Origin of the sequence: Pseudarthrobacter sp. SL88 (genome assembly GCF_026672455.1) — a bacterium.
Lineage (GTDB): Bacteria > Actinomycetota > Actinomycetes > Actinomycetales > Micrococcaceae > Arthrobacter.
The window spans coordinates 3,731,008-3,743,845 of sequence record NZ_JAPPRD010000001.1 but is presented as its reverse complement, the minus strand read 5'-3'; the positions used below and the strand labels follow the sequence as shown (position 1 = coordinate 3,743,845).

12 protein-coding genes and 2 pseudogenes are annotated in these 12,838 nt (G+C 66.4%); 11 read left to right on the top strand and 3 right to left on the bottom strand.

Going from position 1 to position 12,838, the window contains the following annotated elements; translation table 11 throughout:
• Window positions 1-5 precede the first annotated feature (5 nt).
• The 9 genes from folE (at window position 6) to OVA06_RS16940 (ending at window position 7,179) form a co-directional block, all read left to right on the top strand.
• The gene (gene folE, locus OVA06_RS16980) at window positions 6-647 is read left to right on the top strand and encodes a GTP cyclohydrolase I FolE (RefSeq protein WP_268159899.1); all 642 of its coding nucleotides are present in this window, start codon (window positions 6-8) and stop codon (window positions 645-647) included.
• Window positions 648-659: 12 nt separating this feature from the next.
• A complete protein-coding gene (gene folP / locus OVA06_RS16975; protein WP_268159897.1) occupies window positions 660-1,580 on the top strand; it encodes a dihydropteroate synthase in 921 nt (306 codons plus the stop codon).
• Window positions 1,581-1,595: 15 nt separating this feature from the next.
• On the top strand, window positions 1,596-2,003 hold the full coding sequence (gene folB / locus OVA06_RS16970; RefSeq protein ID WP_268159895.1) for a dihydroneopterin aldolase: 408 nt from the start codon (window positions 1,596-1,598) through the stop codon (window positions 2,001-2,003).
• The gene (gene folK / locus OVA06_RS16965) at window positions 2,000-2,545 is read left to right on the top strand and encodes a 2-amino-4-hydroxy-6-hydroxymethyldihydropteridine diphosphokinase (protein ID WP_268159893.1); all 546 of its coding nucleotides are present in this window, start codon (window positions 2,000-2,002) and stop codon (window positions 2,543-2,545) included. Before folB ends, folK begins: the two co-directional genes overlap by 4 nt.
• On the top strand, window positions 2,542-3,090 hold the full coding sequence (locus OVA06_RS16960) for a DUF3180 domain-containing protein (RefSeq protein ID WP_268159891.1): 549 nt from the start codon (window positions 2,542-2,544) through the stop codon (window positions 3,088-3,090). The genes folK and OVA06_RS16960 overlap by 4 nt, the downstream gene beginning before the upstream one ends.
• The gene (locus OVA06_RS16955) at window positions 3,071-3,583 is read left to right on the top strand and encodes a PH domain-containing protein (RefSeq protein WP_045731904.1); all 513 of its coding nucleotides are present in this window, start codon (window positions 3,071-3,073) and stop codon (window positions 3,581-3,583) included. The genes OVA06_RS16960 and OVA06_RS16955 overlap by 20 nt, the downstream gene beginning before the upstream one ends.
• Before the next feature lie 122 nt (window positions 3,584-3,705).
• Window positions 3,706-5,274, top strand: a complete 1,569-nt coding sequence (locus OVA06_RS16950) for a PH domain-containing protein (protein WP_442793562.1) — start codon at window positions 3,706-3,708, stop codon at window positions 5,272-5,274.
• Entirely contained in the window at window positions 5,267-6,160 is an 894-nt protein-coding gene (locus OVA06_RS16945; protein WP_268159888.1) for a Rossmann-like and DUF2520 domain-containing protein, read from the top strand. The genes OVA06_RS16950 and OVA06_RS16945 overlap by 8 nt, the downstream gene beginning before the upstream one ends.
• A gap of 2 nt (window positions 6,161-6,162) precedes the next feature.
• The gene (locus OVA06_RS16940; protein WP_268159886.1) at window positions 6,163-7,179 is read left to right on the top strand and encodes a 4-phosphopantoate--beta-alanine ligase; all 1,017 of its coding nucleotides are present in this window, start codon (window positions 6,163-6,165) and stop codon (window positions 7,177-7,179) included.
• Between the two features lie 76 nt (window positions 7,180-7,255).
• Here the strand turns inward: OVA06_RS16940 and OVA06_RS16935 are convergent.
• Window positions 7,256-8,095 (bottom strand): annotated as a pseudogene (locus tag OVA06_RS16935) (HNH endonuclease signature motif containing protein); the annotation flags it as partial.
• Between the two features lie 652 nt (window positions 8,096-8,747).
• On the opposite strand from OVA06_RS16935, the gene OVA06_RS16930 reads away from it, so the two are divergent.
• Window positions 8,748-9,314: a type 1 glutamine amidotransferase domain-containing protein gene (locus tag OVA06_RS16930; protein ID WP_261618547.1), complete on the top strand. Its 567-nt coding sequence runs from the start codon at window positions 8,748-8,750 to the stop codon at window positions 9,312-9,314.
• A gap of 126 nt (window positions 9,315-9,440) precedes the next feature.
• Window positions 9,441-10,919 carry a DHA2 family efflux MFS transporter permease subunit gene (locus OVA06_RS16925; protein WP_268159884.1) on the top strand — a complete coding sequence of 493 codons (1,479 nt, stop codon included), beginning with the start codon at window positions 9,441-9,443 and terminating at the stop codon, window positions 10,917-10,919.
• A gap of 72 nt (window positions 10,920-10,991) precedes the next feature.
• On the opposite strand, the pseudogene OVA06_RS16920 reads toward OVA06_RS16925, so the two are convergent.
• Together OVA06_RS16920 and OVA06_RS16915 are read right to left on the bottom strand one after the other, a co-directional pair.
• Window positions 10,992-11,829 (bottom strand): annotated as a pseudogene (locus OVA06_RS16920) (alpha/beta fold hydrolase).
• Window positions 11,830-11,930: 101 nt separating this feature from the next.
• A complete protein-coding gene (locus OVA06_RS16915) occupies window positions 11,931-12,785 on the bottom strand; it encodes an alpha/beta fold hydrolase (RefSeq protein ID WP_268159880.1) in 855 nt (284 codons plus the stop codon).
• Between the last annotated feature and the right edge of the window lie 53 nt (window positions 12,786-12,838).

Here is a 12,838-nt window from a genome sequence, read left to right as displayed (position 1 = left end):
TCCCTGTGACTTCCTTCGACGACGACGCCGTTTCCGCCTCCGCCTACCCGGTGGAGGACGGTTCCACCCATGCCCCGCACCACAAGGTGGACCGGCCAAGGATTGAAGCGGCTGTCCGCGAAATCCTCCTGGCCATCGGCGAGGACCCGGACCGTGGCGGCCTTATCGACACCCCCAAGCGGGTGGCGAAGGCGTACGCCGAGGTCTTTGCGGGACTGCACCACGACCCCGCCGACGTCCTGTCCACCACGTTCGAGCTGGACCATGAAGAACTGGTCCTGGTGAAGGACATCCCCTTCTACTCCACCTGCGAGCACCACCTGGTGCCGTTCCACGGTGTGGCCCACGTCGGCTATATTCCCTCCCATGACGGGAAGGTCACCGGACTGAGCAAGCTGGCCCGGCTCGTGGACATCTACGCCCGCCGCCCCCAGGTGCAGGAGCGGCTCACCACGGAGATTGTCGAAGCGCTGGTCCTCCACCTCAAGCCGCGTGGGGCCATCGTCGTTGTCGAATGCGAGCACATGTGCATGTCAATGCGCGGTATCCGCAAGCCCGGAGCAAAGACCGTCACCAGTGCGGTCCGCGGGCAGCTTCATGACCCGGCCACCCGTGCCGAGGCCATGAGCCTCATCCTCGGAAGGTAACCACACAAGACCATGGACTCACTAGCTGCAGCCCCGGGAACCGGGCCCGCAACCTCGCCGCTGCCCATCCTGCGCAAACCGCGCCCGGCCGCGCGCTTCGAGGACCTGCCCACAGACCGCACCCTGGTCATGGGCATCCTCAATGTCACCCCGGATTCGTTCAGCGACGGCGGCAAGCACGCCACGGCGGACACCGCCATCGCCGCGGGCCTGCGCATGTTTTACGCCGGCGCGGACATCATCGACGTCGGCGGGGAATCGACCCGTCCCGGCGCTGAGGACGTCTCCCCGGACGAAGAGCAGAAGCGTGTCCTCCCCGTCATCGAAGCACTGGTCAAGGCTGGTGCCCTGGTCAGCATCGACACCACCCACGCCGCCACCGCCGCCGCCGCGCTGAAGGCCGGCGCCGCCATCATCAACGACGTTTCCGGGCTGACCATCGAACCCGAAATGGCTGAGCTCGTGGCCTCGTCCAAGGCGCCGTACATCCTCACCCACCGCCGCGGCGATGCCCGCACCATGAACTCCCTCGCGGAGTACACGGACGTGGCCGGCGAAGTGGTGGCAGAACTGGCCGGAGTGCGGGACAAGCTGTATGCCGCCGGCGTCAGCGCTGAGCAGATCATCGTCGACCCCGGCCTGGGCTTTGCGAAGAACGACGCCCAGAACTGGGAGTTGCTGCAGAACCTGGAGAAGCTGGAGGCCCTGGGCCACCGCGTCCTGGTGGCCGCCTCCCGCAAGCGGTTCCTCGGCACCCTCCTTACGGTGGCAGGCAAGTCCGCAGCCCCGGAAGAGCGTGACGGAGCCACGGCAGCCATCACGGCCATCAGCGCCGCCCGTGGCGCTTGGGCCGTCCGCGTGCACGACGTCGGATCCAGCCTTGACGCCGTCAAGGTCGCCGCGCGCATGGCGGCAGTACCCAAAGCACCGTAAGCGGCCGGGGGACCCATGGACAGGATTACGCTGACTGGTGTGACGGCCGTCGGCCATCATGGTGTGTTTGATTTTGAGCGCCGCGAGGGCCAGCCTTTTGTTGTGGACGCCGTCCTGTATCTCGACTTCGCCGCTGCCGCGGAGTCCGACGACGTCAGCGACACCGCCCACTACGGCGAGGTGGCGCAGCGTATTACTGAATGGATTTCCGGAGAGCCGCTGAACCTTATTGAGGCGCTGGCGGTCCGGATCGCCGACGGCCTGCTGTCCGAGTTCGGCCTCCAGGCCGTGGATATCACCGTACACAAACCTCAGGCGCCCATCGAGGTGCCCTTCGGGGACGTGGCCGTTTCGGTGCACCGCGAACGGACCGCCACCGTTTCCGGCCGCCCGGTGGAACCGGCTTCCGGGGGCACCCCGTGAACGCAGGCTTCACCAAGGCGGTCCTGGCCCTGGGGAGCAACCTCGGCGAACGCAACGACACCCTGTCCAGCGCGGTGGCTGACCTCGTTGACCCGCCGGAGGTCCGCCTCCTTGCGGTGTCCCCGATCATCCAGACCAAAGCCGTGGGCGGCCCGCCGGGGCAACCGGATTTCCTGAACATGGTCCTCACCGTTGAAACCAGCCTGACTCCCCATGAACTGCTGGGGCATTGCCAGGCGGTGGAGAACAAGCACCTCCGGGTCCGCGAGGTGCGCTGGGGGCCGCGGACGCTCGACGTCGACATCATCACCTACGGCAACGTGCGCAGCGACGACCCCGTGTTGACCCTGCCGCACCCGCGCGCTGCCAGCCGGGCTTTCGTGCTGTATCCATGGTCCCTGATCGACCCGGCGGCCACCCTTGAGGGGGAGCGTATCAGTGCCCTCGCAGCCCGGGCGGAGGACTTCGGCGACCTTGCCCCGTTCGATGGTTTCGGCGACTTTGACGGGATGCCGACCGCCGGGGCGGTGACGGACCGTTGAAGCCCATCAACCCGCTGCGGCTGCTGCTGATCGGCGTCATCCTGACCGTGGCCGGCTGGGCCGGAACGGTGCTCACCAGCCGCTACGGCATGGCCACTCCGGTGCTGCCGGCCACCGCGCTGGCCACCATGGGCGTGATCGTGGCCATCACCCTGGTCCTGGGCATCCGCATCCTGCGCTGGCGGAACAGCATCAAGCCCAACAGCACGGCAAAGAAGACAGCACTGGATCCGCTGCTCGCCGCCCGCACGCTCATCCTGGCCCAGGCCTGTGCCTACGCCGGAACGGTGCTGCTCGGCTGGCATGTGGGAATCTTCCTGGACCAGCTGCGGATCTGGAGCTTCCGCAGCCACCAGGACATCGCCTGGCTGGCGCTCGGCATGGCCGGCGGCGGCCTGGTGATGATCATCGTTGGCCTGCTGGTAGAGAGGTTCTGCAAGATTCCGCCGGAGGACGGCGACACGAAGGGCGTGGACGGCAAGCCGGGCCGCGCACCACGGGGAGAAGCCGCCGGGGAAGGCGAATATGCGTACCGAGGCGATTGACCCGCCCGGCATCGACTGGCACCGGGTGTCACCGAAGTTCGTTACCGTCCGGCTGGTGCAGTGGGCACTCGGCAACCTGGCCGCCGTCGTAATCCTCAGCCTTCCGCTCGTGTTTGTCCTGCTCGAGTGGTGGCGGTGGCCGCCGCTGTGGCTGGCCATCACCGTTCCGGCCGTGACGCTGGTTGTGGCCCTCTGGCGGCTGGTGCTGATCCCGCGCCAGGTCCGGGCCATCGGCTACGCCGAGCGTGACGACGACCTCCTGGTCCGCAGCGGCATCTTCTTCCAGCGGACTATGGCTGTCCCTTATGGCCGGATGCAGTACGTGGACGTCGCCGTGGGCCCCGTTGAGCGCAGCCTTGGCCTGTGCACGGTCAAGCTGCACACAGCATCGCCCGGCACCAACGCGCACATCCCCGGGCTGCCGGAGGCAGAGGGAGCGCGGCTCCGTGAGCAGCTCGCGGCCCGCGGCGAGGCCAGGCTGGCAGGACTGTGACCGCTGACGGGCGGTTCCCCCGTCACGGGGTGCGGGAAGACAGTGCTGCATCCGCTGACCCCACGCCTGCCAGATCACAGCCCGCCGGCTCAACGTCCGCCAGCTCAGTTTCAGGCGGCTCCGTGCCCGCAGGCTCGGTGCCCGCCGCATCAACTGCCACTGCTGCGGACGGTGCGGGTCCCGGGATCGCAACGCCCGACGACGGATGGTTGCGTGTCCATCCGGCGTCACCCTTTGTACGCGGCTGGGTCGCGCTGGCCGCCATCGGCTTCTTCTTCGGCCGGGACATCTTTGAACGGATTCTGCAGGGCAGGCCCATGTTCGAAGACGGATTTGCCGGCCGGGTGCCCTGGCTGGTGGCAGGCGGCGGCGCCGTCCTGCTGGTGGCGGTCCTCAGCTTTGTCCTCACCTGGTACTTCACGAAGTACCAGGTGTCCGGCGGCTACGTTCGCGTCAACACGGGCTTCCTGTTCCGGCAGCAGCGACAGGCCCGGCTGGACCGGGTGCAGGCCATCGATATCGTGCAGCCGCTGCTGGCGCGTATCTTCGGGCTGGGCGAACTCAAGTTTGAGGTGGCCGACGCCGGTGAATCTGCGGTGCGGCTGGCTTACCTGAAGATCGATGACGCCCAGCAGTTGCGGGCCACTATCCTGGCCCGTGCCGCTGGTATCGATGAAGATGCCGAAAACCCTGGCGCCCCCGCGCCCGAGGCGCCGGAGTATCCGGTTCTGTCCGTACCGCCGTCGCGCCTTATCGGTTCACTGCTGCTGAGCGAGCAGAGCCTGTTCGTGGTGGTGGGCGGTGTGGCATCGGTGGTGCTCTCGGCTGTTACGGACAACCGGGCGTTTTATTTCTACCTGATTCCCGCGGCGCTTGGCCTCGCGGCGAGCTACTGGAACCTGTTCAACAAGGGATACAACTTCACGGCCGCCATCTCGCCGGACGGTATCCGGCTCCGTTACGGATTGCTGGATACCCAGGCGCAGACGCTCCCGCCGGGGCGGATCCAGGCGCTGAAGATCAGCCAGCCGCCGCTGTGGCGGCCGTTCGGCTGGTACCGGATGCAGGTCAATGTGGCCGGTTATGGGCTGGTGGAGAACGCGGGGGAAGCGTCATCCCGGACCACCCTCCTGCCCGTCGGCAAGCTCGACGATGCGATGAACATGCTCGCTTTGGTGCTGCCCGACCCCGGCACGTCCCGCCCTGCCGAGGTTTTCGGCGCGGGCCTCACCGGGCTGGGTTCCGACGGCGGCTTCGTCACCACCCCGCGCCGCGCCCGGCTGCTGGCCCCGCTTGGGTGGCGGCGCAACGGCTTCGCCGCCACGGATACTGCTCTGCTCATCCGTTCGGGGCGTTGGTGGCGGAACCTGGTGCTCGTGCCGCACCAGCGCACCCAGTCCATGGCGCTGCACCAGGGCCCGCTGGCCCGGCGGTTCCGGGTGGCCGACCTGGTCCTGCACACCACCGCCGGTCCGGTGGTTCCGCGCCTGACGCAGGCCGGGCTGGACGAGGCGCGGGCGCTCTTCGATGAGCAGTCGGCCCGTGCCCGGCTGGCCCGGAAACGGCAAACCACCGAACAGTGGCTCCGCCAGGTGGCGCCTCAGCGTGCTGACCCTGAGTCTCCGGCGGCTGGAACCGGGCCATTCGGAAATGAAGCCCACCACCAACAGGAAGGCCCCCACCATGGCTAAGCCCGGACGCCTCGGCGTCGGAATCATTGGAGCGGGCAAGGTGGGTGCCGTCCTGGGCGCGGCCCTGCGCGCCGCTGAGCACGCCGTTGTGGGTGTTTCCGCGGTGTCCGAGGCCAGCCGTGAACGGGCCGAAACCCTGCTCCCCGGGGTGCCCGTCCTGGAAGTGCAGGACATCGTGGAGCGCGCCGAGCTGGTGCTCCTCGCTGTGCCTGACGACGCCCTCCCCGGCCTGGTGGACGGGCTGGCGAAGCTCGGCGCCTGGCAGCCAGGTCAGCTGGTGGCCCACACATCAGGCCGGTTTGGGGTTGGCGTGCTGCATCCCGTGCGCGCTGCCGGGGCCGTTCCGCTGGCGCTGCACCCGGCTATGACCTTCACCGGAATGAGCCTGGACCTGACACGCCTGCTCGACTGCACGTTCGGCGTCACGGCCGATGCCGCCATGCTGCCCATTGCGCAGGCGCTGGTGGTGGAGATGGGCGCCGAACCGGTAGCCATCGCAGAAGCTGACCGGACGCTCTATCACGCTGCCCTGGCGCACGGGTCCAACCATCTGGTCACCCTGGTGGCCCAGTCGTCCCAGCTGCTGCGTGAGGTGGGTGTGGAGCAGCCCGAACGCATGCTCGGCCCCCTGTTGCGGGCAACCCTGGAAAACGCTTTGGCGTCCGGAGAGTCTGCGCTGACCGGACCGGTTGCCCGCGGTGATGTGGGCACGGTGGAGGCGCATGCCCAGGCCCTGCGGGAGTACGACGGCGGCGGGCATGGCGATGTCCTCGCGGCGTACCTTGCCATGGCACGCGCCACTGCCCGGCGGGCCGAAGCGCGCGGGTTGCTGAAGGCGGACCAGCTTGAAGGGCTGAACCAGGCCCTCGGATCCAAGGAGGACTGACCGTGGCCATCAAACTTGTCACCACCGTGGCCGGACTGCACGCCGAGAGTGCGCGGCTGCTGTCCGAAAAGCAGGGTGCATCGCAGGGATTGGTCCCCACCATGGGCGCGCTCCATGAGGGGCACGCTGCCCTGGCGAGGACCGCCGTCGAACAGAACGACGTGGTGGTTGCCAGCATCTTCGTGAACCCGCTGCAGTTCGGTGATGCCGTGGACCTTGACCGGTACCCGAGGACCCTGGACGCCGACCTTGCACTGCTCGACGCCCAGGGTGTCGACATCGCGTTCGCACCGTCTGTCGAAGAGGTCTACCCGGGTGGCGAGCCGCTGGTGCGGATCACGTCGGGACGGCTGGGGGAGAAGTGGGAGGGCGCATCCCGCCCAGGCCATTTCGACGGTGCGCTTACGGTTGTTGCCAAGCTGCTGCACTATGGCATCCCGGCGGCCGGCCGTGCCGGAGGGGCTTCGACAGGTTCTGCCGGTTCTGCGTCTGCCGGTTCTGCGTCTGCCGGGTTTGGCTCCGCCCGGTCTGCATCAGAAGGGCTCAAAGCTCCCGGATCTTCATCTGTGGGGACGGGGCTGCCCGCCTACCGCGCCTACTTTGGCCAGAAGGACGCCCAGCAGCTGGCCCTGGTAAGGCGCATGGTGGCCGACCTCAACTTCCCCGTCGACATCGTGGGCGTCCCCACCGTCCGTTCTGCCGAGGGGCTGGCGCTGTCCAGCCGTAACCGGTTCCTGTCCGACGACGAACGCGATGCAGCACTGGTCCTTTCCCGTGCACTTCGGCTGTTGGAGGAGCGTGCCAACGCCCATGAGCCGCTGGACCTTGAGTCTGCGCTCGCGATGGTGGAGTCGCAGCCGCTGGTGAAGCTGGACTACTTCGACGTTGTGGACCCTGCCACGTTGGAGCCCCTGGCTGAAAACTGCCGCGAGACTCCGTTCCGGGGCGAGGCCCTTGCCCTCATTGCTGCGAAGGTGGGTCCTGTGCGGCTGATCGACAACGCCCCCTTGAGCTCTTAGGCGCTGCTGAGTTCACACGTGCCTGACTGCCCACGCGCCTGAGTTCCCTCGCGCCTGCCGTTAGGCGCTCCTGCCGTCAGGCGGCGAGGTAGGCCGTGAGTGCGCGTTCGAGCGGGCTTAGTTTGTCCGGCTGGTTGCTTCCCGGAGCGCCTGATGCTCCGGTCGGGCTGGACCCACCCGCAGTGCCAGCGGCTCCGGCTGATGCAAGATCTGTGGCTGATGCAGGGTCTCCGGCAGCGACGAAGTTTCGGGTCTTTGTCAGGTGCCTGTCCTCTGCGGTGCCTCCGGGCGCGCCGGGCACGCTGGTCACGACAGATTCCTCGGCCGCGCCAACGTCGCCGCCCGGCGCAAGGTCTCCGGTCGATGCTGAGTCTCCGGGCGCGATGACGTCTCCGGTCAGGGCCCTGTCCTGTTCGAGTTTGAGGAGTGCGGGTGGCCAGTGTGGTGGTTGTGGGTGGGGGTGTTGGGCTGGGTAGTGGCGGCCGGTGGGGGAGGTCCAGCCGGGTGGTTCAGTTTCGGTTGCTGGTGTGGGGGTCCAGCGGCTGTGGTGTTTGAGGTGGTGGTGTTTCGGGCAGAGTTGTGCCAGGTTGCTGATTCCTGTTGTCCCGTCGTGTTGCCAGGCGGTGAGGTGGTCCGTTTCGTTGTCTGTGCTGGGGTTGGTGCAGCCGGGGAAGGTGCAGTGCCCGTCGCGCATCCTGATCCAGCGTTTCATCGCCTCCGTGAGCCGGTAACTGGTCCGGCCGATCTCCAAGGGCGCACCGTCGCGGGGATCGACGAGGACCCGGTAAAACGGGGTAGCCCCGTCGGCGACGAGTTTCCGTGCCATGGCCGCCGGGATGGGCCCGTACCCGTCCAAATCTGCCGGTTCATCAGTGATGCCCAGCAGGGTGAAGATCGGGATGGTCACCAGGACGTCGGTCACCTCTGTCTCCTCGACCGGAGAAGCCGCCGCGTTTCCCATAAAAGAATTCTCGCGTGAGGGTCTGACATTTCAGGAGAGTCCTGGTTCGTTCAATAGGTAAATGCGTACCCGGCTAAGTTTTCAGATCGTTCGGCCTCAGTCCCGAGCCTTTTCGGCGTCATAGGAACGCAGCCCGTGCTTCACGCCTAGCCTGATAATCCAGTAGAGGATGGTGCCGACCACCAGTGCGGGTATGGCAAACGAGGCTATGGCAATAACTATCGAGATCAAGATTCCCCCCCCAGAAGTGCTTCTTGACAGCCTCTCACGGGCGAGTCGACGGTCACGCAGACCGCCGGCCCGTGAAAATCGCCAGCCCGCGGACTCTCCAATTCAATACCGACCCGTTATCAGCCCCAACCCATCGCCCCGCGACGCAGCGCGCGGAAGCCACCGCCCGCCGTCGTACGTTCCATAAAAACGAGCGTGTTTTCGGGAGGTGGCTCCGAAACGGGCCGCACCCCACCCGAACACGGACAAAAGATAGTCAGCTTGCTTATTACTTTCTGTTTTCCTAGGCTGGAACCTGTCAGGCAAGCAACTCTCGAAGCAGTGCAATGCGCCCTCACAACGGAGCGCAGCGGCCGGCTTCAAGCGAGGAGGAACAATGTCAGAACACAACATCGCAGGCAAGAAGGTTGCATTCCTGCTCACGGATGGCGTGGAGCAGGTTGAGCTGACCAGCCCGTGGCAGGCAGTGAAGGACGCCGGTGGCGAACCCACCCTCGTCGCCCCCAGCAGCGGAAAGCTGCAGGGCTTCAACGGCACGGACAAGGGAGACACGTTCGACGTCGACCTCACCGTCGCCGAGGCCAACGCCTCGGACTTTGACGCGCTGGTCATTCCCGGTGGCGTCGTCAACGCAGACCACTTGAGGGCGGACAAGGACGCGCAGAGCTTCACTCGCAGCTTCTTCGAGCAGCACAAGCCGGTGGCGTCCATCTGCCACGGACCGTGGGTGCTCATTGACGCCGGCGTGATCCGCGGCCGGAACGTCACGTCCTACTTCACGTTGGAAACCGACCTCAAGAACGCCGGAGCCAACTGGACGGACGAGGAAGTGGTGGTGGACCAGGGCCTGGTGACCAGCCGCAACCCCGATGACCTGCCAGCCTTCAACAGCAAACTGGTTGAAGAAATCGCGGAAGGGCAGCACGCGGGCCAGACCGCCTGACACCTGTTGTTCCCTCAGGGTTTGGGAAAAGATTCCGTGCGGAGGAATTACTCCAGCCGGTAGAGTGTTGGCATCTGCAGCGGCCAGGTTCGCGCATCACTCACCACTCTCCCTGAGGGAACACTCATGTCTACCGAAGTATCTCCGAACGCCAAAGGCCAGCCGGCTCAGGCGGCAGGAACCAAACCCGCCGCGCCGGAGAAAATGTCCCGCGAATCGGTGACGATCATCAGCACCTTGCTGGTGGCTACCTTCGTGGTGATCCTCAACGAAACCATCATGAACGTCGCGCTGCAGCGCCTCATGGTGGACCTGCAGGTGGATGCCCCCACCGTGCAGTGGCTCTCCACCGGCTTCATGCTCACCATGGCCGTGGTCATCCCCACCACAGGGTTCATCCTGCAGAGCCTCTCCACCCGCGCCGTGTTCATGCTGGCCATGGGGCTGTTCGCCGGCGGCACCGCACTGGCCGCCGTCGCTCCCGGATTCGAGATCCTGCTGCTGGCGCGCATCGTCCAGGCCGGCGGTACGGCGATCATGCTGCCGCTGCTGATGACCACCATCCTCACCCTGGTTCCGCTGGCCAAGCGTGGCGCGGTGATGGGCAACGTCAGCATCGCCATCTCCGTGGCTCCGGCCATGGGCCCAACGGTGTCCGGTTTGATCCTTGAGCACTTCACTTGGCGCTTCATGTTCGTGTTCGTCCTGCCGGTGGCGCTGGCCGCCCTGGCGATCGGCGCGAAGTATCTGACGAACATCGGCGAAACTGAGAAGACCAAGCTCGACTTCCTGTCCGTCTTCCTGACCGTTCCGGCCTTCGGTGGGCTGGTTTACGGCCTGAGCCAGATCGGCGGCGGCCACGGCGGCCAGGCCGGTCCCAGTGCAGGTGCCATCGCCGCGTTGGTCATCGGCATCGCGGCGCTGGCGGTCTTCGTAATGCGCCAGGTCCGCCTGCAGAAGGCCTCGGCGCCGCTGCTGGACCTTGGTGCGTTCAACTTCCGCATGTTCACGGTCTCCGTCCTGCTGATGGTGGTGGCCATGATGGCGCTGTTCGGCGGCGTGATCCTGCTGCCGCTGTACCTGCAGGAAGTCCGCGGACTTGGCTCGCTGGAAACCGGCCTGGCGCTGTTGCCCGGCGGCCTGGCGATGGGCCTCCTCGGCCCCGTCATTGGCCGCCTGTTCGACAAGGTGGGGCCGCTGCCGCTGACCGTCACGGGGTCCATCCTGATGGTGGTGACGCTGTGGCAGTTCTCCATGCTCGACGCCGGCACGGCGGTTGCGTGGATCGTCACCTTGCACGTGGGGCTGAGTTTCGGCCTCGCACTGCTGTTCACGCCCGCGTTCACCACAGGCCTGAACCCGCTGCCGCCGCACCTGTACTCGCACGGCTCGGCGATCATGAGCACCACGCAGCAGGTTGCCGGCGCCGCCGGCACAGCACTGCTGGTGTCCATCTTCTCCGTGGTCAGCGCGACGTCGGGACTCGTCGCCGGGATGAGTGCCGCCTTCATGACGGCAACCGTCATCGCCTTCGCCGCCGTCGTACTTTCCGCGATGATGCGCAAGACCGAAGGTGCTGGCCCGGGTCACGGCCCCGCGCACTAGTAGTTCAGCGGTTGAGCGTGTCGAAACCCCGCCGGGTTTCGACACGCTCAACCACCAGCGGCCTCACATGGGTCAGCCGGCGTAGAAATCGCTCAGTTCCTTGACCAGCTTGTCCGGAGCCTTGATGACGCCGTCGTGCCCGAATCCGGGGAGGATGGTGTAGCTGGAGCCGGACAGGACGTCGTGGATCTGGCCGCAGGCCACGCCAAAGTAGGCGGGGCTCTTTTCGCCCACGACAATCAGCGTTTCAAGGGGCAGTTCCAGGAACGGCTCGGCAGGCATGTCCGCGGCGATGATGGCCTTGATTTCGCGGACGCCGGTGCGCATCAGCTCCCGCTGCTGCCTGCCCTCTGACGTCCCGGCGGTCAGCTTGTTGGCGAGCGTCATCATGGACAGCGGCATGCGGGACGACAACGGACCCGGCGCCTCCAGCCCACGCTGGATGACGGCAAGGGCGCGGTCGTCGTCGCCGGCAGCGATGGCGGTCTCGTACTCGCCAATCCAGTCGGCCTTGACGGACTGGTTGACGGACACGGCGGGATCGTAAACGGCCAGCCGCTCCACCGGCAGCGTCCGGGCCGCGTGCAGGGCAACTGCTCCGCCGAAGCTGTGGCCGAAAACGTCAGTGCTGGAGGTGTGTTTCATGACCACGTCGAGGTCGCGGATGTCCACGTCCAGGGTGTAATCCTCCGGCTGCGGCGAGGACGAACCACGGCCGCGGCGGTTGAACGTGTGCACCGGACGGCCCAGTGCCGCACTGAGTTTCTGGGGCGAACTTGGTGTAGTCCGCCGCCGTCACCATGGAGGGCGGCACGATCACCACCCCTGAGCCGCCGGAAGCAAGGTCAGCGCCGGTGGTAAAGAGCTCCAGAGTGCCGCCGTCGGGGGTCCTGATGTTCTCACGCGTCATGATCTGAGCCTATCTGAGCAACCTGACCGCGGACACAACGCCGCAGTTAGGGGGGCGCCGGCCGCGGGGCACTCTACTGTGCAAGTCCGCGGGTGTCTGCCTCAGGCCGTGAAGTACTCCGAGATGTCCGCCACCAGTTCCTTGACGGCGGCCGGGATGGAGCCGTGGAAGCACTTGGGCGAAAGCTCGAAGGTGCTGCCGGGGACCGCTGCATGCAGGCGCTCCGCCGTCACCTTGTAATAGCTCGGGCTCTTCCCGCCCGCCATGAAGTGCGTACCTGCGGGCAGCACACTGAAGTCCCTGGCATGGTCCTTTTCGTTATATGCGGCCCGCAGTTCACCCACACCGCTGGGCATGACCTGGCGGAAGACCTTGTTGACCTTGGTCCGCGACAGAACCGCCATCAGCCCGGCCAACACCGGCTCCGGAATCCTCGCCATGGCCGATCCCGGGCTGGTGGCCTTCTTCATGTGGGCCAGGGCGTGCCCCACCTTGCCGTCATTGACGGCCTTCTCAAAACCGTCCAGCCACTTGATGTCGATGCTGCCGTCGATGTTCACCGCGGCGTCGTAAACGGCCAGCTTGTCGGGGACGTATCCGGTTCCGGTGAATTCCTGGACAGCATTCAGTGCCACGGAACCGCCCAGGCTGTGGCCCAGGATGTTGCGGGCACCCGTGGCATCCATCACCGTGCGGACATCCTCGATCTCCGTGGCCATCGAGTAGCCGGCCGGCTGCGGCGATGAACTGCCGCGGCCCCGGCGGTCATAGACGTCCACGGCCCAGCCGTCACCCAGGCCGTTGGCCAGCGCGATCGAGAACGGACGGTAGATCAGGGCGGTAAGGAAGGCACCGCCGATCAGCACCACCCTCTTCTCCCCGGGCGCGTCCTCGGTGCCGTAGCTGTACAAGGCCAAGTGGCCGCCGTCGTGCGTGGGAAGGACCTGTTCTTTCACCAGCCCATCGTAGGGTGCGTGCCTGCGGGGCAGCTGAAAGCCCGGTTTTGCAT

Coding starts and splice junctions, on each gene's coding strand:
- OVA06_RS16945 (WP_268159888.1), top strand. CDS start 5,267: ATGGCTAAGCCCGGACGCCTCGGCGTCGGAATCATTGGAGCGGGCAAG.
- OVA06_RS16925 (WP_268159884.1), top strand. CDS start 9,441: ATGTCTACCGAAGTATCTCCGAACGCCAAAGGCCAGCCGGCTCAGGCG.
- OVA06_RS16930 (WP_261618547.1), top strand. CDS start 8,748: ATGTCAGAACACAACATCGCAGGCAAGAAGGTTGCATTCCTGCTCACG.
- OVA06_RS16955 (WP_045731904.1), top strand. CDS start 3,071: ATGCGTACCGAGGCGATTGACCCGCCCGGCATCGACTGGCACCGGGTG.
- folP (WP_268159897.1), top strand. CDS start 660: ATGGACTCACTAGCTGCAGCCCCGGGAACCGGGCCCGCAACCTCGCCG.
- folB (WP_268159895.1), top strand. CDS start 1,596: ATGGACAGGATTACGCTGACTGGTGTGACGGCCGTCGGCCATCATGGT.